Source organism: Streptomyces sp. 184 (assembly GCF_045781775.1).
Taxonomy (GTDB): domain Bacteria; phylum Actinomycetota; class Actinomycetes; order Streptomycetales; family Streptomycetaceae; genus Streptomyces.
The window spans coordinates 1,915,139-1,936,115 of sequence record NZ_CP123230.1; the positions used below are offsets into that span (position 1 = coordinate 1,915,139).

13 protein-coding genes are annotated in these 20,977 nt (G+C 75.7%); 10 read left to right on the plus strand and 3 right to left on the minus strand.

Translation table 11 applies throughout. The annotated features are described in order from the left end of the window. Positions 1-48: 48 nt before the first annotated feature. From QBL21_RS08345 to QBL21_RS08385, 9 genes are all read left to right on the plus strand, one after another. A complete protein-coding gene (locus QBL21_RS08345; RefSeq protein WP_407561375.1) occupies positions 49-2,199 on the plus strand; it encodes a putative bifunctional diguanylate cyclase/phosphodiesterase in 2,151 nt (716 codons plus the stop codon). Positions 2,200-2,369: 170 nt separating this feature from the next. Next, positions 2,370-2,666, plus strand: coding sequence for an Asp-tRNA(Asn)/Glu-tRNA(Gln) amidotransferase subunit GatC (gene gatC / locus QBL21_RS08350; protein WP_407561377.1), 297 nt, complete (start codon positions 2,370-2,372; stop codon positions 2,664-2,666). After that, positions 2,663-4,171 (plus strand): Asp-tRNA(Asn)/Glu-tRNA(Gln) amidotransferase subunit GatA, encoded by a 1,509-nt coding sequence (gene gatA, locus QBL21_RS08355; protein ID WP_407566347.1) that lies wholly within the window; start codon positions 2,663-2,665, stop codon positions 4,169-4,171. Before gatC ends, gatA begins: the two co-directional genes overlap by 4 nt. Beyond that, positions 4,168-4,407, plus strand: coding sequence for a hypothetical protein (locus QBL21_RS08360; RefSeq protein WP_407561378.1), 240 nt, complete (start codon positions 4,168-4,170; stop codon positions 4,405-4,407). Before gatA ends, QBL21_RS08360 begins: the two co-directional genes overlap by 4 nt. Before the next feature lie 37 nt (positions 4,408-4,444). Further along, entirely contained in the window at positions 4,445-5,938 is a 1,494-nt protein-coding gene (gatB, locus tag QBL21_RS08365) for an Asp-tRNA(Asn)/Glu-tRNA(Gln) amidotransferase subunit GatB (protein ID WP_407561379.1), read from the plus strand. Between the two features lie 124 nt (positions 5,939-6,062). Then, positions 6,063-8,294, plus strand: a complete 2,232-nt coding sequence (locus QBL21_RS08370) for an MMPL family transporter (RefSeq protein ID WP_407561380.1) — start codon at positions 6,063-6,065, stop codon at positions 8,292-8,294. 35 nt (positions 8,295-8,329) lie between these two features. Further along, positions 8,330-8,956, plus strand: coding sequence for a hypothetical protein (locus tag QBL21_RS08375; RefSeq protein ID WP_407561381.1), 627 nt, complete (start codon positions 8,330-8,332; stop codon positions 8,954-8,956). A gap of 34 nt (positions 8,957-8,990) precedes the next feature. Then, a complete protein-coding gene (locus QBL21_RS08380) occupies positions 8,991-12,017 on the plus strand; it encodes a helix-turn-helix transcriptional regulator (RefSeq protein WP_407561382.1) in 3,027 nt (1,008 codons plus the stop codon). A 178-nt stretch (positions 12,018-12,195) separates the two neighbouring features. Next, a complete protein-coding gene (locus tag QBL21_RS08385; protein WP_407561383.1) occupies positions 12,196-13,050 on the plus strand; it encodes a CPBP family intramembrane glutamic endopeptidase in 855 nt (284 codons plus the stop codon). A gap of 162 nt (positions 13,051-13,212) precedes the next feature. Here QBL21_RS08385 and QBL21_RS08390 read toward each other — a convergent pair whose 3' ends face one another. Beyond that, entirely contained in the window at positions 13,213-16,266 is a 3,054-nt protein-coding gene (locus QBL21_RS08390) for a helix-turn-helix transcriptional regulator (RefSeq protein ID WP_407561384.1), read from the minus strand. 157 nt (positions 16,267-16,423) lie between these two features. Next, positions 16,424-16,579: a hypothetical protein gene (locus QBL21_RS08395; protein ID WP_407561385.1), complete on the minus strand. Its 156-nt coding sequence runs from the start codon at positions 16,577-16,579 to the stop codon at positions 16,424-16,426. Positions 16,580-16,897: 318 nt separating this feature from the next. On the opposite strand from QBL21_RS08395, the gene QBL21_RS08400 reads away from it, so the two are divergent. After that, positions 16,898-17,917 carry a hypothetical protein gene (locus QBL21_RS08400; RefSeq protein ID WP_407561386.1) on the plus strand — a complete coding sequence of 340 codons (1,020 nt, stop codon included), beginning with the start codon at positions 16,898-16,900 and terminating at the stop codon, positions 17,915-17,917. A gap of 14 nt (positions 17,918-17,931) precedes the next feature. On the opposite strand, the gene QBL21_RS08405 is transcribed toward QBL21_RS08400, so the two are convergent. Continuing rightward, positions 17,932-20,976: an ATP-binding protein gene (locus QBL21_RS08405; RefSeq protein ID WP_407561387.1), complete on the minus strand. Its 3,045-nt coding sequence runs from the start codon at positions 20,974-20,976 to the stop codon at positions 17,932-17,934. Position 20,977 lies beyond the last annotated feature (1 nt).

A 20,977-nucleotide genomic window follows, 5' to 3' on the forward strand; every position in this document is an offset into this window, starting at 1 on the left:
TAGTGTGGATGGGCGCGCCGACGCGCGCGAGGCGGTGAGAGGGACGGGATGCGACCGACGGAGAGCACGGAACCGGCGCCGGTGCTGCGCCGGTTGGTGCTGCCCGCCCTGCCGTGGCTGGTGCAGGCCGCCGGTGGCCTGGTGTTCGCCATCGGGGTGCTGCACGGGCTGCGGGAGGGCCACGCGCTCTTCCCGCGCGGCACCGCGGGCTGGGGCCTGGTCGTCCTGACGGCCGTCCTCATCGCCCATCTGGTCGCACCGGGCCGCGACCGCTGGTCCGGCGGCAACGGCTCCGCCGCCGCGCTCACCCTCGCCGTGCTGCTGCTCTACGGCTGGATCCCGGCCGCCGTCATCAGCCTGCTGGTCATCCTCGCCGTCGCCGTCGTGCGCCGCCCGCACCGCCGCCAGGCGCCGCTGCACGGCGCCGTCGAGATCCTCGGCATCTCGACGGCCGCCGTCGTGCTGTGGGCCTGCGGGGAGAACCCGACGGTCGAGCGGCCCTGGCTGCCCGACTCCTGGGACCTGTACGCGCTGCCCGAGCTGATCGCCGCCGCGCTGGCGTACGCGCTGGTGACCCGCGTGCTCACCTGGTACGCGACCCCCGGCCACCGCGACGGACCCGGCCTGCTCGCCCGCGCCGCCCTCACCCGCCAGGGCCTCGGCGGCGCCGCGCTGCTCGGCATCGCGCCGCTCATCATCGTCGTGGCCGTCAACACCCCTGTGCTGCTGCCGCTGTTCGCGGTGCCGCTGATCGCGCTGGACTCCAGCCTGTGGATGGCCCGCGCCCGCGCCGAGGAGCAGTTGCGCGACCCGCTGACCGGGCTGCCCAACCGCCAGTGGCTGCTGGAACGTACCCGGCACGCCCTCGGCGAGGCCGAGAGCACCGGCCGCCGCGCCGCCCTCGTCCTCATCGACCTCGACCGCTTCCGCGCCGTCAACGACACCCTCGGCCACCGCGCCGGCGACCGGCTGCTGCTCCAACTCGCCGGCCGGCTGCGGCTCGCGCTGCCCCGCGGCGCGGAGGCCGCCCGCCTCGGCGGCGACGAGTTCGCCGTGCTCATCCCGCTGACCGACTCCGCGACCAGCGCCCAGCGGGTGGCCCGTACGCTCGTCGCCGCCCTCGGCTCCCCGCTCGACCTCGACGGGATGAGCCTGGTGCTGGAGGCCAGCGCCGGCGTCGCCGTCTACCCCGAGCACGCCACCGAGACCGAGGGCCTGCTCCAGCGCGCCGACGTGGCGATGTACCAGGCCAAGCGGGACCGCAGCGGCGTGGAGGTCTACGAGGCCCGCCGCGACGGCAACACCCCCGACCGGCTCGGCCTGCTCGGCGACCTGCGCCGGGCGCTCCAGGCCCACGAGGTGGCCCTGCACTACCAGCCGAAGGTCGGCTTCGACGGCCGCGTCGTCGGCCTGGAGGCGCTGGTCCGCTGGGCGCACCCGGAGCGCGGGCACGTCAGCCCCGAGGAGTTCATCGCCATCGCCGAGACCTCGGGCCTGATGCCGGTGCTCACCGAGTACGTGCTGGAGACCGCGCTCGCCCAGGTGGCCGACTGGCGCGCCGCCGGCCTCCAGGTCCCCGTCGCGGTCAACGTCTCGCCGCGCGACGTGCACACGCCCGGGTTCGCGGGTGCGGTCGCCGCGCGCCTCGCCCGGCACGGCGTGCCGCCCGGCGCGCTGCAACTGGAGATAACGGAACACGTGCTGCTGGAGGACCCGCAGCGCGCCGCCGACACCCTCGCCGGGCTCGCCGGGCACGGCGTGAAGATGTCGCTCGACGACTTCGGCACCGGCTACTCCTCGCTGGTCCATCTGCGCCGGCTGCCGGTGAGCGAGCTGAAGATCGACCGCTCGTTCGTGGCCCGGCTCGCCGTCGACCCGGAGGACCTGGAGATCGTCCGCTGCACCGTCGACCTCGCGCACTCACTCGGCCTGCGGGTCGTCGCCGAGGGCGTCGAGGACGACGAGACCTGGGAGCACCTGCGCGACCTCGGCTGCGACGCCGTGCAGGGCTGGCTCGTCGCCGCCGCCATGCCGCCGCAGGAGACCACGGCGTGGCTGCGCGCCCGCGGGCCGGGGCCTGTCGGGGCCGGGGCGCTGCCCGCCGCGGCCGGCGCCGCGCTCCCGGCCGCGGCCGGTCAGGCGACCGGGGCCGAGCAGGAGCCGGACGAGGCGGAGGAGCCGGTGAAACCGGCCAAGTGACCCGCGGGCGGGCGCCGTAGCGCGCCGCGGCGGCCGAAGTCGGCGGTACGGCCCGGCAGCCCGCGCGTACGGCCCAAAACGCCCCGCCGGGGAAACCCGGTCGGGCACAACGGCCCGCGCCCCATAGGATTGCCCCGAAACCGTCACACCACCCTGTGAGGATGACCCGCATGCCTGGCATCACGCGCGAGGAGGTCGCCCACCTCGCCCGGCTGGCGCGCCTGGAGCTGAGCGGCGAGGAGCTGGACCATTTCGCCGGCCAGCTCGACGCCATCATCGGTGCGGTCGCCCGCGTCGCCGACGTGGCCGGCGAGGACGTACCGCCGACCTCCCACCCGCTGCCCCTGACGAACGTCATGCGCCCGGACGCCGTCCGGCCCAGCCTGACCGCGCAGCAGGCGCTCTCCGGCGCGCCCGCGCAGGAGCAGCAGCGTTTCAAGGTGCCGCAGATCCTGGGGGAGGACTGACCGTGGCGGACAGCTCGGCAATCATCAGGCAGACCGCGGCGGAGACAGCCGCGAAGATCGCCGCCGGCGAACTCACCGCCGTCGAGGTGGCCGAGGCCCACCTCGCCCGCATCGACGCCGTGGACGAGAAGGTGCACGCCTTCCTGCACGTCGACCGCGAGGGCGCGCTCGCCCGCGCCCGGGCCGTGGACGCCAAGCGCGAGCGCGGTGAGAAGCTCGGCCCGCTGGCCGGCGTGCCGCTGGCGCTGAAGGACATCTTCACCACCGAGGGCGTGCCCACCACCGCCGGGTCGAAGATGCTCCAGGGCTGGATCCCGCCGTACGACGCGACCGTGACCCGGCGGCTGAAGGAAGCCGACGTCGTCATCCTCGGCAAGACCAACATGGACGAGTTCGCCATGGGCTCCTCCACCGAGAACAGCGCCTACGGCCACACCGGCAACCCGTGGGACCTCACCCGTATCCCCGGCGGCTCCGGCGGCGGCTCGTCCGCGGCCATCACCGCGCACATGGCGGCGCTGGCCATCGGCACCGACACCGGCGGCTCCATCCGCCAGCCCGCGTCCGTCACCGGCACCGTCGGCGTCAAGCCGACCTACGGCGGCGTCTCGCGGTACGGGATGATCGCGTTCTCCTCCAGCCTCGACCAGGGCGGCCCGTGCGCCCGCACCGTGCTGGACGCGGCGCTGCTGCACGAGGTGCTCGCCGGCCACGACCCGATGGACTCCACCTCCATCGACGCCCCCGTCCCGCCCGTGGTCGAGGCCGCGCGGAACGGCTCGGTGGCCGGGATGCGCGTCGGCGTGGTCAAGGAGTTCCGCGGCGAGGGCTACCAGGCGGGCGTCATGCAGCGCTTCGACGAGGCCGTCGAGCTGCTGCGCGAGCTGGGCGCCGAGGTCGTGGAGGTGTCCTGCCCGGCGTTCGACAGGGCGCTCGCGGCGTACTACCTGATCGCGCCCGCCGAGGTCTCCTCGAACCTCGCCCGCTACGACGGCCTGCGCTACGGGCTGCGCACCGGCGACGACGGCACGCACTCCGCCGAGGAGGTCACCTCGCTGACCCGCGCGGCGGGCTTCGGCCCCGAGGTCAAGCGCCGCATCATGCTCGGCACGTACGCGCTCAGCTCCGGCTACTACGACGCCTACTACGGCTCGGCGCAGAAGGTCCGCACCCTGATCACCCGCGACTTCGAGCGCGCCTACGAACAGGTCGACGTGCTCGTCTCGCCGACCACCCCGACGACGGCGTTCCCCATCGGCGAGCGGGTCGACGACCCGATGGCGATGTACCTCGCCGATCTGTGCACCATCCCGTCCAACCTGGCCGGCAACGCCGCGATGTCGCTGCCCTGCGGCCTCGCGCCGGAGGACGGGCTCCCGGTGGGGCTCCAGATCATCGCCCCCGCCATGGCCGACGACAGGCTCTACAGGGTCGGTGCCGCGGTGGAGGCCGCGTTCACCGCCCGGTGGGGCCACCCCCTGCTGGAGGAGGCACCCGCCCTATGAGCAAGTTCGCCAAGGCCAAGGACTTCAAGAAGTCCAAGACGGGCCTGTACATCTCCCTCGCGTCCACGCTCTTCGGCGCCATCGGTATCGCCAAGCAGATGAAGCAGGCGCGCTTCGAGGACGACCGGCTGCGCCAGCTCGACGCCGCCGTGTCCGCCGCCTCCATGGCCACCGGCATCGCCCTGCTGCTGCGTGAGCTGCGCCGGAGGAACGACGACGACATCCTCGCCGGCTGAGCGGGCCGCGCCGGGGTCGAGAGGCTGGAAGAGAGCTGTGACTGTCACGTACGAGGACGCCCTCGCGACGTACGAGCCGGTGCTGGGCCTGGAGGTCCACGTCGAGCTGGGTACCGAGACCAAGATGTTCTGCGGCTGCGCCACCGCGCTGGGCGCCGGGCCCAACACCCAGACCTGCCCCGTCTGCCTCGGCCTGCCCGGTGCGCTGCCGGTGGTCAACGCGACGGGCGTGGAGTCCGCGGTCAAGATCGGCCTGGCGCTGAACTGCGAGATCGCCGACTGGTGCCGCTTCGCCCGGAAGAACTACTTCTATCCGGACATGCCGAAGAACTTCCAGACCTCGCAGTACGACGAGCCCATCGCGTACGACGGCTACCTCGACGTCGACGTCGACGGCGAGGTCTTCCGGGTCGAGATCGAGCGCGCCCACATGGAGGAGGACACCGGCAAGTCCACGCACGTCGGCGGCGCCACCGGCCGGATCCACGGCGCCTCGCACTCGCTGCTGGACTACAACCGGGCCGGTATCCCGCTGATCGAGATCGTCACCAAGCCGATCACCGGCGCCGGCGCCAAGGCGCCCGACGTCGCGAAGGCGTACGTGGCGGAGCTGCGCGAGCTGATCAAGGCGCTCGGCGTCTCCGAGGCCCGCATGGAGCAGGGGCAGATGCGCTGCGACGTGAACCTGTCGCTGATGCCGGCCGGCGCCACCGTCTTCGGCACCCGCAGCGAGACGAAGAACGTCAACTCACTGCGCAGCGTGGAGCGCGCGGTGCGCTCCGAGGTCGTCCGGCACGCCGGCGTCCTCGACGGCGGCGGGAAGATCGTCCAGGAGACCCGCCACTTCCACGAGGACACCGGCACCACCACCTCGGGCCGGACGAAGGAGGAGGCGGAGGACTACCGCTACTTCCCCGAGCCCGACCTCGTCCCCGTCGCGCCCGCCCGCGAGTGGGTGGAGAAGCTGCGCGCCGGGCTGCCGGAGCTGCCGCGGCTGCGCCGCAACCGGCTGCGCGAGGAGTGGGGCGCCTCCGCGCACGACATGCAGTCCATCCTCAACGCCGGCGCCATCGGCGCGATCGTCGCGACCATCGACGCGGGCGCGGACGCCGGGGCGGCGCGCAAGTGGTGGATGGGCGAGCTGGCGCGGCGGGCCAACGAGGACGGCGTCGAGCTGGCCGCGCTGGCGATCACGCCCGAGCAGGTCGCGCGGGTGGCGGCGCTGGTCGCGGAGGGCAAGCTCAACGACAAGCTGGCCCGCCAGGTCATCACCGGCGTCCTCGACGGCGAGGGCACCCCGGACGAGGTCGTGGACAGCCGCGGTCTGGCCATCGTCAAGGACGAGGGCGCCCTCGGCGCCGCCGTGGACGAGGCCATCGCCGCCAACCCGGGCATCGCGGACAAGATCCGCGGCGGCAAGGTGCAGGCGGCCGGTGCGCTGGTCGGCGCGGTCATGAAGGCCACCCGCGGCCAGGCGGACGCGGGCCGGGCCCGTGAGCTGATCATGGAGAAGCTGGGCGTAGCAGACTGATCGTGTGAAAAAAGCCACTCTTCGGACAAACGATCTCCCGCACCTGTAACAGTGGCAGCGCAGGTGCAGGAGTCTTTGAGGGCGGCACTCCCTGAAAGATCGCGAATAGCGCAGGGAGCCGCCCGTGTCCGGACTCGCCCGGTGGTGCCTACGTCGTCGCCTGGTCGTCGTGCTGCTCTGGCTGGCCGCCTTCGCCGGCGCCGCCGTCGCGGCGTCCGTGCTGGGGCCGGCGTACTCGAACGACTACGAGGTCCCCGGCACCGAGTCCGGGCGGGCCCAGGTGCTCATGGCCGAGGCGTTCCCCGGTCTCGACGGCGTCGCGGACACCGTCGTCTGGCACGACGACGACGGGGTGCGCAACGCGCAGACCGAGAAGCGGGTGGACGCGGCGCTGGTGGAGATCGCCGGGCTGCCGGGGGTCGCGGACGTGGCGGGGCCGCACGGCTCGTACGCCGCGGACGACGCCGGTGCGACGGGCACGGGCCTCGGCGAGGGCGGCGCGGTCAGCGCCGACGGGCGTACGGCGTACGCCACCGTCACCTACGACGCCGCCGTGGCCGACGTGGCGCCGGGCGACGTCAGCAAGGTCGTCGACACCGCCGGGACGGCGGCCGGCGGCGGTCTGGAGGTCGCCGTCGGCGGCCCCGGGGCCGGGCTCCTCCAGGCGCCGACCGTGCACTACGGCGAGGCCGTCGGGGTGGTCGTGGCGGCCGTCGTGCTCTTCGTCGCGTTCGGCTCGCTCGCCGCGATGGCGCTGCCGATCGCGACCGCGCTGGTCGGCGTCGGCACGGCGTACTGGTGCGTGTCCCTCCTCGGCCACGCCATGGCCGTCGCCGACTTCGCGCCGATGCTCGGCATCCTCATCGGCCTCGGCGTCGGCATCGACTACGCCCTGTTCATCGTCACCAGACACCGCCGCGGCCTGCGCGAGGGGCTGCCCGTCGGCGAGGCCGCGCAGCGCGCCGTGGCCACGGCCGGGCGGGCGGTGGTCTTCGCCGGCGTCACCGTGTGCATCGCGCTGCTCGGCATGCTCGTGCTGCGGCTGGACTTCCTCAACGGCGTCGCCGTCGCCGCCTCGCTGACCGTCGTGCTCACCGTCGCCGCCTCCCTCACGCTGCTGCCGGCGCTGCTCGGCGTCATCGGCATGAAGGCGCTCAGCCGCCGCGAGCGGCGCGCGCTCGTCGAGCACGGCCCGCGGCCCGAGGTGCCGCGCGGTCTCGCCGCCCGCTGGGCGGCCTTCGTCCAGCGCCGGCCGCGGCTGCTGGGCGCGCTCGCGCTGGTGCTGATGGGCGTTCTCGCGCTGCCCGTCACCGCGCTCCACCTGGGCAGCTCCGACCAGGGCAACCATCCCGCGGGCGCCACCACCAGGCAGGCGTACGACATGATGGCCGACAGCTTCGGCCCCGGCAGCAACGGCCCGCTCACGCTCGTCGCGCACCTCGACGGCGCCGGCGACCGGGTGGCCTTCGACTCGCTGCCCGAGACGCTGCGCGGCACGCCGGGCGTCGCCGACGCCACCGCCGCCGTGCACGGGCAGGGCGGCGGCACCGGGATGATCACCGTCACCCCCGAGGCCGCGCCGCAGGACGAGGCGACGTCGGACCTGGTGGACCGGCTGCGCTCGGACGTGCTGCCGGAGGCCGTCGACGGCACGTCGGTGCAGGTGCACGTGGGCGGGATCACGGCGGGCCAGGACGACTTCGCCGAGGTGATCGTCGGCAAGCTGCCGCTCTTCGGCGGGGTCGTGATCGCGCTGGGCTGCCTGCTGCTGCTGGTGGCGTTCCGCAGCGTCGGCGTACCGCTGAAGGCCGCGCTGATGAACGTGCTGGCCGTGGCGTCGTCCTTCGGGGTGGTGGTCGCGGTCTTCCAGTGGGGCTGGGGGAGCGGGCTGCTGGGGCTCGGTGCCACCGGGCCGATCGAGCCGTTCCTGCCGGTGATCATGATCTCCGTGCTCTTCGGGCTCTCGATGGACTACCAGGTCTTCCTGGTCAGCCGGATGTACGAGGAGTGGCGGGCCACCCGCGACAACCGGCGGGCGGTGCGGGTCGGGCTCGCCGAGACCGGCCGGGTGATCAACTGCGCGGCGCTCATCATGATCGCGGTCTTCTCCGCGTTCGCGCTGGGCGGGGACCGGATCATCGCGATGTTCGGGGTGGCGCTGGCCGCCGCGGTGGCGCTGGACGCCTTCGTGCTGCGGACGCTGCTGGTGCCGGCGCTGATGCACCTGCTGGGGCGGGCCAACTGGTGGCTGCCGGGCTGGCTGGACCGGCGGCTGCCGCGCATCGGCGTCGAGGGGTCCGGGGAGCCGGCCGCGGCCGAGCACATCGGGCTGCCGCGGGAGACGGCCGTCCGTTAATACTCCTCTCAGACAGGCCCCCTACGGTGCCCGGCATGAGTGCACTTTCGAAGACCCCCCACGCCGCTGACGCGGCCGACACCGACGGGGCCGCGGATGCCGCCGATACGGCGGAGGCCACCGACGCCGCCGACGAGGCCGCGTACGACGACACCGCCGGCACCGCCGGCACCGGCACCGACGGCGCCCCCGCCGAGGGCGACGGCGGCCACCACGACCCGGACGACGACGAGGCCGGCGAGCTGCCCCCGGCCGCCCGCACCCCCTCCGGCGTGGCCGCCGGTGCCGCGGCCGTCGTCGGCGCCGCCCTGGGCTTCGCCTCGCTGACCGGCACCTGGCTGGCCGACCTGGTGTCCGCCCGCCGGGAGCTGACCGGCCAGCTCGAATCCGCGAACGGCACCGCCGCCGAGCAGATCTCCGCCGCGTACGGCACCCCCTGGCACACCATCGCCCTGTTCAACGGCCTGACGGCGGTCGTCGCCCTGATCGTCTCCGGCGCGGTGCTCGTCCGCCCGGCGTTCGGTGACAACTCCCTGCGGCCCGTGGTGTGGGTACGGGCCGTGGCCGTCGCCGGTCTGGTGCTCGGCGCGCTCGGGCTGGTGATCGCGGCCGTCATGCGCTTCGACGTCTTCACCGAGCTGCCCACCGTGCCCGGACAGTGAGAAAACCGATTCCTCCCTGTCAGTGCAGCGTGCGATGCTCGAAAGCGTGCAGAGCCGATCCATCAGCCCGGTGTTCGCAGGCCGTCATGACGAGTTGAAGACCCTTGACGCCGCCCTCGCCCGCGCCGCCCTCGGCGAGCCGCAGGTGCTGCTCGTGGGCGGCGAGGCAGGCGTGGGCAAAAGCCGGCTGCTGGACGAGTTCCTGGAGGCCGCCCAGGGCGCCGGCGCGGTCACCGCCGTCGGCGGCTGTCTGGAGCTGGGCGCCGACGGGCTGCCGTTCGCGCCGTTCGCCACCGCGCTGCGCATGCTGCACCGCAAGCTGGGCGCCGAGCTGGCCGAGCTGGCCGCCGGCCAGGAGCCGACGCTCGCCCGGCTGCTGCCCGACCTGGGCCCGGTCACCGAGGAGCCGCACGGCCAGGACAGCCGCGCCCGCCTCTTCGAGCTGACCGTGGGCCTGCTGGAGCGGCTGGCCGCGGGCCGCACCGTGGTGCTGGCCCTGGAGGACCTGCACTGGGCGGACCGCTCCACCCGCGAACTGCTCGGCTATCTCGTCCGGTCGGTCCAGGGCTCCCGGCTGGTGGTCCTCATGACGTACCGCTCGGACGACGTCCACCGCCGCCATCCGTTGCGCCCCTTCCTTGCCGAGCTGGACCGGCTGCGGTCCGTGCAGCGCCTGGAGCTGGCCCGGCTCAGCGAGGACGAGGTGCGCAGCCAGCTCGCCGGCATCCGCGGCGTGGCCGAGCCCGAGCGCGAGCTGACCGCCGAGGTGTACGCGCGCAGCGAGGGCATCCCCTTCTTCGTCGAGGAGCTGGCCCTCAGCGACGACGCGGGACGGCTCAGCGACTCCCTGCGCGACCTGCTGCTCGTACGGGTCGAGGCGCTGCCCGAGGGCGCCCAGCGCGTGGTGCGCCTCGCCGCACGGAACGCGCGCGTCCCGCACGCCCTGCTCGCCGTCGTCTCCGGTCTCGCCGAGGACGAGCTGATCGAGGGCCTGCGCGCCGCCGTGGGGGCGAACGTGCTGGTGCCCGACGAGGAGGTCAGCGTCGACGCGTACCGCTTCCGGCACGCGCTGCTGCGCGAGGCCGTCCTCGACGACCTGCTGCCCGGCGAGCGCACCCGGCTCAGCCGGCGGTACGCGGAGGCCCTGGAGGCCGCCCCGGGCCTCGTCGCGGCGGAGGAGCGGGCGACCCGGCTGGCGAGCTACTGGTACTACGCGCGCGAGCCCGCCAAGGCCCTGCCCGCCGTGCTCCACGCCGTGGTCGAGACCCGCACCCGGCACGCCTACGCCGAGCAGCTCAAGCTGCTGGAGCGGGCGTTGGAGCTGTGGGACGAGGTGCCGCCGGAGGGGCGCCGCGGGCTGCCGGCGCAGGGCGGGATGGAGTCGTATCCGGCGTGCGGCTGCGGGGGCCGCCCGGAGGAGATCGAGCTGCACCTGATCGACCTGCTGGCGCACGCCGCCTTCGCGGGCCGGCTCGACGGGCAGTGGGAGCCGGCGCTGAAGTTCGTGAAGAAGGCGCTCAAGGTCGTGGACGAGGCGCAGGACCCGCTGCGCGCCGCCTGGTTCTGGCTGGAGCGCTCCAAGCTCACCGCGCTCGCCGGCCGCGGCGACGGCCGCGCGGAGCTGACCCGGGCGCACGAGCTGGTGCACGACCTGCCGGCGTCCGCCACCCATGCCGACATCCTGGCGCACGTGGCGATGTGGGAGCTGCTGCACGCCTCCGGCATGGACACGCTGGCGCTCGCCGAGCGGGCGGTGGAGCTGGCCCGGCAGGCCGGCGCCGGCGACGTCGAGCTGGGCGCCCGGATCACGCTGTGCACGCTGCGCTCGGCAAAGGGCGACTCCGACGCCTGGATCGCCGAGCTGTACGAGATACGCGAGCTGGCCGCGCAGCGGGGGGCGTTCCGCGAGCTGGGCCGCGCGCACATCAACCTCTGCGACGCGCTGGAGAAGGTCGGCCGGTCCGCGGAGGCGGTCGAGGCCGGCCTCGCCGGCATGAAGGACATGCACGGCCGCGGGCTGTACGACGCCGCCGCCTTCGCCGCGCTCAACGTCGTGGAGTCGCTGACCTCGCTGGGCGAGTGGGACCGGGCCGAGCAGGTGCGCCAGGAGTGGATGCGGTTCGCGGTCGGCTCCCGCACCGGCGCCTCGGTGGCGCTGCGCCGGGCCCAGCTCGCGCTGCTGCGCGGGGAGTTCGGGATCGTGCCGGAGCTGATCGCCGCGGCCCGCCGCTACCGGGGGCGCAACGACGGCGAGCCGCAGTACGAACTGCCGTTCGCCGCCGTGGAGATGAGCGCGCTGCGGACGCTCGGCCGGGAGCAGGAGGCGCTCGACGTGCTGGAGCGGCACCTCGCGCTGCTGCCGATGTCCGGCCAGGAGACGTACGTCTGGCAGCTTCTCTCCACGGGCGCACGGCTGACGGCGGACGTCGCCGGGGCGCCGGGCGCGCCGGAGGAGCGGCGCGCGGCGGTCGTGGCGCGACTGGCGGACGCGGCGGCGGACCTGCCGGCCACCGGCCCGCTGTGGACGCCGCTGTCCCGCCTCTTCGCCGCCGAACTCACCCGCGCCCGCGGCACCGTCGACCCCGGCGCGTGGGCCGCGGCCGCGGCGGCGTACGAGCCGCTGGGCCACCCGCACACGCTGGCGCACATCGCGTACCGCAGGGCCGAGGCACTGCTCGTCGGCGCCGCGGGCGCCTCGGGGGCGGCCCGCGCCGCCGCGGCGCCGCTGCTGGCCGAGGCCCACGCGACGGCGGTCCGCCTCGGCGCGGCCCCGCTGCGCGAGGCCGTGGAACACCTCGCCGGCCGCGCCCGCGTCCCCCTCGGCCCGGCGTCCCGCCCGCCGGCGGACCCGGTGGAGTCGCTGGGCCTGACGGCCCGGGAGACGGACGTGCTGCGGCGGGTGGCGGCGGGGCGGAGCAACCGCGAGATAGCCGAAGAGCTGTTCATCGCGCCGAAGACGGCGAGCGTGCACGTCTCCAACCTGATGGCCAAGCTCGGGGTCTCCAACCGGGGCGAGGCGGCGGCGGTGGCGCACCGGCTGCGGCTGTTCGAGGACGAGTAGGGCCGCCCCCGCGTGCCCGCGCGATGGGCCGCGGTCGCGGCCCGCCGTGGTTTTCCGGGTTCGGGTCACGCGCGGTGGGCGGGATTGCCGGGCCCGTACGGTGACCGGGGCCCGCGGGCGGTGCAGGATGGCGTCCCGCGTCGTACCGGCGCGGTCGTCCGCAGAGAGGCCCACGACCATGCCGGCGCAGCCGTCCGACCCCGGAGACAGACCCGCGCACGACGCCGCGGAGGAGCCGCCCGCCCTGCTCGGGACGTGGGCGCGCGTGCTCGCCGTCTTCGCCGCCGCCGTGCTGCTCTGGCTGTTCGTCTTCTACGGCACGCCCCTCGGCCACGACTACGACCGCCCCACCCACGTCGCCCGCGCCGTCCTCACCGCGGTGCTCGTCGTGCCCGCGGTCGTCCTCGCCCGCCGGCTGCTGGACCGCCGCCCCTGGCACGGACTCGGGCTGCCCCTGTCCCGTACCGCCGCGCGCCGCTTCCTCCTCGGCGCCGTCTGCTGGCTGCTGCCCGCCACCGCGGGCTTCGCGCTGTGCCTGGGCACCGGCCGGGTGGAGGTCACGCGCACGGAGCCCGTCGCCGAGGTGGCCGGGGTGGCGGCGATGCTGGTGGTCCTCGTCTTCCTGTACGAGGCGCTGCCCGAGGAGCTGGTGTTCCGCGGCTACGTCCAGCGCAACCTGCTCACCGCGCTGCCCGCCGGACGGGCGGTCGTCGTCCAGGCCGTGCTCTTCACGCTCTTCGGTCTCCTCGTCGGGGTGGCCGGCTCGCCCTTCCGGCTCGCCCTCTTCCTCACCTTCGGGATGCTCCTGGGCGTCTTCCGGACCGTGACCGGCGACATCTGGGCCGGCATCGGCTTCCACGTCGCCTACCAGTGCGCCGCGCAGCTCTTCCTCGGCGAGGGCGCGGTCTTCGAGGTGTCCGGGGAGGGCACCTTCGGCCTGCTCGCGCTCGGCGGCCTGCCGTTCCTCGCCGCCTGGACGTACCTGGCCCGCCGCCGGGAGCGCGGGGCCGGCGGGGTGGCGCCCGCCGGATGACCGGCGTCCCCGGACCGCATCCGGGCGTGGCCCGGCCAGAGATCGCGACTCGCTCGACACGGCCGACCGGAAGGCACTTGCCCGCATCGCGCAGAAACTCCGCATCGTCCCCGACGACTTCGGCTGGCACCGGCGCCCGGCCCCGGCGGGTGCGGCCCGGGGTCAGGCGCTTTCGAAGAGGCGCAGCCGGTGCGCCACCGCCGCCGCCTCGCCCCGGTTGGAGACCCCGAGCTTGGCCATCAGGTTGGAGACGTGCACGCTCGCCGTCTTCGGCGAGATGAACAACTCCTCGGCGATCTGCCGGTTGCTCCGCCCCGCCGCCACCCGCCGCAGCACGTCCGTCTCCCGGGCCGTCAGCCCCAGCGCCTCCGCCGGGTCCGCCGGCTCCGCCGCCGCGGCGGCGTCGGCGGGACCCGTGAGCGGGATCCGGGCGCGCGCCGCCAACTGCTCGACGCCGTCGCGCAGCGGCGCCGCGCCCAGCGTGTCCGCCGTCGCGTGCGCCTGCGCGAGCAGCCGCGCCGCCCGCTCCCGTACGGCCGCACCCGTACCGCCCGCGAGCAGCGCCTCCGCCCACCGGAACCGCACCCAGCCCAGCTCGTACGGCCGCTCCAGCGCCTCCAGCGCCGACGCCGCCGACTCCCAGAGCGCCACCTCCGAGCGGCCCCGCGCCCGGCCCAGCTCCGCGGTGAAGTACCGCCGCCACGCCGCCCACACCGGCGTCGGCGTGTCCAACTGCCCCGCCGCGCGCTCCAGCCGGTCCAGCAGCTCGTCGCGGCCCGCCACCGTCCCCGGCAGCCCGTGCACGTCGCCCTCGGCCGCCGCCGCGGAGACCAGAAGCTGCCATAGATAGGACTCGTGTCCCAGCTCCGGCAGCTTCGCCAGCCCTTCGGTGAGCACCGCGCGCGCCTCGTCGTACCGCCCGCGCTCCATCATGATCCGCGCCTCGATCTGCACCACCCGGAAGCCGCTCTGCGGCTCCGCGACGCTCGCGCCGGCCTCCGCGCGCGCCCCCGTGAGCAGTTCATCGGCCCGGTCCAGTTCGCCCCGGAAGAGCGCCAGCCAGGCGGCGGCCAGCGCCGCGAACGCGCGGGTACGGGCCTGGGCCCCGTACGACCGCAGCCGGGCCAGGTCCCGCTCGGCGGCGTCCCACTCGCCGACGGAGATCATCGCGTCGACCATGTTGCACCCGATGAAGGCGATCGAGTCGCGCAGGCCCTGCTCGCGGGCCGCCGCGAGACCCGCCCGCGCCGCCTCGATGGCCTCGCGGGAGCGGCCGGTCATCTCCAGTACGGACGCCAGGTTGTTGTGCGCCCGGCCGACGACGGTCGGGGCGCCGCAGCGGTTGGCGGCCTCGCGCAGCTCGTACAGCTCGGCGATCCCGCGGTCGACGTCGGCGGCGTGCGTACGCAGCGTGGCCAGCGTGATCCGCGCGTGCAGCTCGACCTCCGTGGCACCGACCAGCCGGGCCTGCTCCACCGCGCTCTCCGCCAGCGGGATGCTCGCCGGGTCCGGGCTGTGCAGCATCTTCCACAGCGCGGCCGTCGCCAGCACGTCCGCCTTGACGGACGACGGCGGCCGGTCCGCCACCAGCTCCTGCGCCTTGCCCAGCTCCGCCCAGCCGTCGCCGCCGCCGCTGTTGACGACCTGCCACTGCCGCTCCAGCCAGAACCACGCCGCGCGCTCCGGCTCCGTCTTTTCGTCCAGCAGCTCCAGCGCCCGGCGGCCCAGCGTGCGCGCCTGCTCGTGCGCGTCGTCCAGCCGGGCGGCGACGGCGGCCTCGGCGAGCAGGTCGAGGAAGTGCAGGTGGGGTTCCTCGGCGCAGCGGCAGAGCGGGTACGACTCGGCGTAGCGCGCGGCCGGCAGGTGGCGCAACTGCTCCTCCGGCACCTCGTCCCACAGCTCGACGGCCCGCCGCAGCATCGCCAGTTGCTCGGCGAACGCGTGCCGCATGCCCGCCTCGTCGGCCGCCTTGAGGGTGGCGGGCAGCGCCCGGGCGGCGTCGCGGGCGTGGTACCAGTGGCTGGCCAGCCGGGCGGCGTGCTCCTCCGGGCGGACCAGCGCGGGGTCGGCCGCCAGCGCCTCGGCGTACCGCCTGTGCAGCCGGGAGCGCTCGCCGGGCAGCAGGTCGTCGCCGGTGGCCTCGCGCAGGAGCGCGTGCCGGAAGCGGTAGCTGTCGGCGCCCGGGCCCTCCGCGGCGGGCAGCAGGATGCCGGCGTCGACCGCGGGCCGCAGCGCCTCGATCAGCTCCTCCTCGCCCAGCCCCGACACGGCGAGCAGCAGCCGGAACTCCACGGTCGAACCGGCCTCCGCGGCGGTCCGCAGCACCCGCTGCGTCGCCTCCGGCAGGGTCTCGACCCGGACGAGCAGCAGGTCGCGCAGCGACTCCGACAGCGCGTCCGGCGAGCCGCCGCAGTCCAGCAGGGCGGTCAGCTCCTCGACGAAGAACGGGTTGCCGTCCGAGCGCTGGAAGATCGTGTCGACCAGGTGGGGCAGCGGCCCGGCGCCCTGGATCGCGGTGATCTGGCCGATGACCTCCTGCCGCGTGAAGCGCGCCAGCTCCACCCGCTGCACCGTGCGCAGCCGCTCCAGCTCGGCGAGGAAGGGCCGCAGCGGGTGGCGGCGGTGGATGTCGTCGGAGCGGTACGTGCCCAGCAGCATGACGCGGGCGCCCTGGAGGGAGCGGATCAGATAGCCGAGCAGCTCGCGGGTGGAGCGGTCGGACCAGTGCAGGTCCTCCAGCGCCAGCACCACCGTCCGCTCGGCGGCCAGCCGCTCCAGCAGCCGGGCGGCGTGCTCGAAGAGCCGGGCCTTGGCGCCGGCGTCGTGCCGGTCCGCGGGCTCGCCGCCGCGGCCGGACCCGGCCAGCTCGGGCAGCAGCCGGGCCAGCTCGGCCTCGCCGCCGCGGGCGGCGTGCACCAGTTCGTCGCCGAGCGCGCGGTGCAGCGCGCGCAGCGCGGTGGCGAACGGCGCGAACGGCAGCCCCTCGGCGCCCAGTTCCAGACAGCCGCCGACGGCCACCACGGCGCCGGCCCGCTCGGCGCGGGCGGCGAACTCCTCCAGCAGCCGGGTCTTGCCCACCCCGGCCTCGCCGCCGACCAGCACGGCCTGCGGCACGCCGGCGCCGGCCCGCTCCAGCGCGGTGGCAAGCGAGCGCAGCTCGTCGCTCCGGCCGACGAGAACGGGGCTCACGCACGAGATCGTCACAGTTGAGAGCATCGCACAGGGCTACGAATCGAGGGCGGCCCGGCGGGGACGCGGTTCCCGGCCGGGCGGCGCGACAGGGGCACGGACGACGAGAGCGCCCGACCCGCACGGTGCGGGTGGGCGCTCTCCGGTGCCGGCCCGGGGGCCGGCGTTCGTTCGGGCCGTCACCTCACGCGGCCTTCACCCAGCGGGCGGCCACGCGGGCCCGGCGGGCCTCGCGGCGCCGCTCCCGGCGGGCGGTGGCGGCCTCGCGGGCCAGCCGGTACTCGGCTGCCTCGCGGCGCAGGTCGGCGGAGCGGGTCTCGTGCATCTGGTACGCGAACATGTCGTTCTCCCCGTGGTTTCGGCTGGTCCCTTGCGGTGTGAGTCCAGCTTCGCCGCCCAGGGGGGTCCGCCACATCGGGAGACTTCCGCATCTCCGCGCGCCCGCCGCCTTACCCGGGGGCCCTACCCGCCCGTACACGCCTAAGGCGGTGGCGATCCGCAGCCGCCGGGGTCTGAGGTGCCTTACGTCGGGCGTCGTGCCCGCCCGGCGGAGGAGCCCGTACCCGCCGGGCGGGGGAGGCACTTGGTTCCCCGGGTTGACGTCTCCGGGCGGCGCGGCGGCCGAAGCTGAAGGCCGCCGGGATGCTGGGGGATTCGGATGGAACGCTGGGACCGGGCCGGACGGTGGGCGGCCTACGCGGCCGCCCTGGCCCTGCTGCCGTACCTGGTGATCAAGGTGTCGTGGGCGGCCGGCTCGCTGCTGCGGCTGGAGCTGGTCCCCGAGGGCTACAGCCGGTCCGGCTGGGTGCTCCTCAACGCCGTGACCGTGGGCATGGCGGGGATCGGTATCGCGCTGGCGCTTGCGCTGGTGCGGCCGTGGGGGATGCGGATCCCCGGCCGGCCGGTGCTGTTCTGCGCCTGGACGGGTGCGGGGTTCCTGGTCTCGATCCTGCCGTACGCCGTGCTCACCACGCTGCTGCCCACCGGGGAGGCGGACCCGCCCGGCGACGGCGGGGACGGCGCCATGCCCGGCTGGACGGGCGCCCTGGTGCAGACGGGCTTCGTGGGCATGGGCCTCGGCCTGGCCGTCGCGCTCCCCGCCTACCTGCGGCGGCGGTGGCCGGAGGCGTTCGCCGGGCGGGTGGGGGAGGGGACCGGGGCGGCGCCGTCCTGGCCGGCCGCGGTCGCCGCCGCGGTCGGCCTCGTCTGGCTGTACTGGGCGGCCGGCGGTACGTACGGACTCGACCGCCCGGACCAGCGGGAGGCCGACTGGCACCTGCTGACCGGCCTGGGCGCCGGGTGGGCGCTGGCCGGCGCCGCCGCCGTCCTGGCCGTCGCCCGGGCCCGGCCCGCCGGGCTGCCCCGGTGGCTCCCGCTGGCGGTCGGCTGGCTCGGCTCCGGCTCGCTGTTCGCCTGGAGCGGCTGGAAGCTCCCCGTCACCCTCGTCGTCGCGCTTGCCCGCCCGGCCGAGGTCACTCTGCCGGAGGCCCCCGCCGTCGCCGCGGTGCTGCATCTGGCCGCCGTGGTGGCCGGTGCCGGCATGCTGCGGACGCTCGTCCGCACCGGGCGGTCGCTGCCGTACGCACCGCGCGTGACGTCCGTACGCGCCGAGCCGCCACCGCCCGCCCCCGGCAGCCCCCGCGCCTCCGGCACCTCCGGCACCTCCGACAGCCGGTGAGCCGGTGAGCCGGCCTAGGCGTCCTCGAAGAGGCGCAGCCGGTGCGCCGTTGCCGCCGCCTCGCCGCGGCCCGAGACCCCCAGCTTGGCCATCAGGTTGGAGACGTGCACGCTCGCCGTCTTCGGCGAGATGAACAGCTCCTCGGCGATCTGCCGGTTGCTCCGCCCGTCCGTCACGAGCTTCAGCACCTCCTGCTCCCGCGATGTCAGCCCCAGCGCCCGCACCGGGTCCGCCGGGGCCGGGTCCGGGCCGCCCAGGGAGAGACGGGCGCGGGAGGCGAGCGCGGTGACCGCGGTGCGCAGGGGGGTGGCGCCGAGGGCGGACGCCGCCGCGTGGGCGTCGGCGAGCAGGCTCGCCGCGCGCTCCCGGTCGCCGCCGGCGGTGAGCAGCGCCTCCGCCCAGCGGTGCCGGACCCGGGCCAGTTCGTACGGCCGGTCCAGCGGCTCGAACGCCGCCGCCGCGGCGGCCCACGGCAGCGGATCGGCGTCGCCGGCGGCACGGGCCGACTGCGCGTCGAGGAAGAGCGCGTGCGCCGCCCACACCGGCGCCGAGCGGGACAGCCCGGCCGCCGCGTCCCGGACCCGTGCCAGCGCCGCCGCGCTGCCCCGCGCGAACGCCGGCACCCGCCGCCCGTCGCCCTCGGCCTCCGCCGCGACGAGCAACAGCAGCCAGGCGTACCGGTGTACGCCCGGCGCCAGCCCCGCGTCGATGGCGCGGGCGGCCTCCTCGCGGGCGCCCGTCAGGTCGCCGCGCGCCGCCGCGACCGCCGCCGTCAGCGTGCTCAGCGGGATCGCCATCTGCGGCTGCGTCTGCTGCGGCCCGAGCCGGTCCCGCGCGGCGGCGAGCAGCGCCTCCGCCCGGGGCACGTCGCCGCGGAACAGCGCCAGCCGGGCGCGGGCCTGCGCCAGGTTGCCGTACGTCAGGGCGACGACCGCGTCCCGCTCCGCCCGGTCGGCGACGCGCTCCGCCTCTTCCCAGCGGCCCATCGCCACCAGCGAGTCCATCTGGTTGCCGAGCGAGAACGCCACCTGGTCGCGCCGCCCGCGGCTCGCCGCCGCCCGCGCCGCGTCCGCCGCGACCTCCGCCGCCTCCCGGGAGCGGCCCAGGTTCTCCAGCGCCGCGGACAGGTTCAGCTCCGCCCGCGCCGCCGCCGTGTAGTCGCCGCCGCGCCGGGCCCGGTCGCGGGCCTCGCGCAGGATGTCCAGGCCGACGTCTTCCCGGCCGGAGTCCTCCAGGTGGATGCCCAGCATCACCCGGGCGTTCAGCTCCAGGTTCTCCTGGCCGGCCGCGGCGGCGGTCCGTACCGCCAGCTCGGCGGCGGCCAGCCCCTCCGGCCGGCCGGGCCGGTGCAGCATCTCCCAGCTCGCGGCGGCCGTCAGCGCCAGCGCCGGCACCCGCGACGGCGGCAGGTCGCGTACCAGCCGCAGCGCATGGTCCAGTTCGGTGCGGCCGTCGCCGCGCGCCAGTTGCTCCACCAGCCAGTGCCGCTGCACCCAGAACCACGCCGCGCGCAGCGGCTCGGCCCGCTCGTCGATGGCCTCCAGCGCGCGCCGGGTCAGCGCCAGCGCCCGGTCCCGCTCGTCCGCGAGCCGGGCGGCGACGACGGTCTCGGCGAGCAGGTCCAGCTCGGTGAGCGGGGTGTCCGGCGCGCACGGCTCGTAGTCCTCGATCCCGTCGGCGGGCCGCAGCCGGGCGCGTACCTCGTCGGGGACGTCGTCCCACAGCTCCATCGCCCGCTTCAGCAGCTCGTACTGCTCGGCGAACGCGTGCCGGCAGCGGGACTCCACCGCCGCCGCCAGCACCGCGGGCAGCGCCCGCGCGCTGTCGCGGCCGTGGTGCCAGTGCCGGGCGATGCGGGTGAGCCGCTGCTCGGCCCGGACGAGCGTGGGGTCGGCCTGGAGCACCTCGGCGTAGCGGCGGTTGAGCCGGGAGCGCTCGCCGGGCAGCAGGTCGTCGCGGACCGCCTCGCGCAGCAGGGCGTGCCGGAAGCGGTACGACTCGCCGTCCTCGTCGGGTACGAGCACGTTGTCGGCGACGGCCGCGCGCAGCGACTCCAGCAGCGCGTCCTCGCCCTCGCCGGTGACCGCGGCCAGCAGCGCGTGCTCCGCGTGGCTGCCGGCCTCGGCGGCGACCCGCACCACCCGCTGCGCGGGCTCGGGCAGCCGCTCGACACGTACGAGCAGCAGGTCGCGCAGCGACTCGCTGAGGCTGCAATCGGGGTTGGCCGACAGCTCCTCGACGAAGAACGGGTTGCCCTCGCTGCGCCGGAAGATGTCGTCGGCGTGGGAGGGCGCGGGCACGGTGCCGTGGATGCCGGTGAGCTGGGCGGCGACCTCGTCGCGGCTGAGCGGCGCCAGCTCGATGCGGCGTACGGAGCGCAGCCGGTCCAGCTCGGCGAGGAAGGGGCGCAGGGGGTGGCGGCGGTGGACGTCGTCGGAGCGGTACGTCGCCAGCAGCACGAGCCGGGTGGCCTGGAGGGTGCGGAAGAGGTAGGAGAGCAGCTCGCGGGTGGAGCGGTCGGACCAGTGCAGGTCCTCCAGGGCGAGCACGACGGTGCGGTCGGCGGCCAGCCGCTCCAGGCTCTGCGCGGTCAGCTCGAACAGGCGGGTGCGGCCGTCGCGCTCGTGCGGCGGGGCGCCGTCCGGGGGCGCGTACGAGGCGTCCGGCAGCAGCCGGGACAGCTCCTCCTCGCGGCCGGCGACGGCCGCGGAGATGGCGTCGTCGCCCAGCTCGCGCTGGAGGGCCCGCAGGGCGGTGGTGAACGGGGCGAACGGCAGCCCGTCGGCGCCCAGCTCGACGCAGCCGCCGGCCGCGGTGACCGCGCCCGCGGCGCGCGCGGCGGTCAGGAACTCCTCCACCAGCCGCGTCTTGCCGACGCCGGCCCCGCCCGCCACCACCAACGCCTGCGGCTCGCCCGCGGAGGCGCGGGCGAGCGCGGCGTCGAGAGTCGTCAGTTCTTCCGTGCGGCCTGCGAGTACGGGGCTGAGGCGGACGGCTTTCACGCCGCCGAGGATGTCATGCGCCTCGGCCCCGGCGACAGGTGCCGGCGGGGCGGCCATC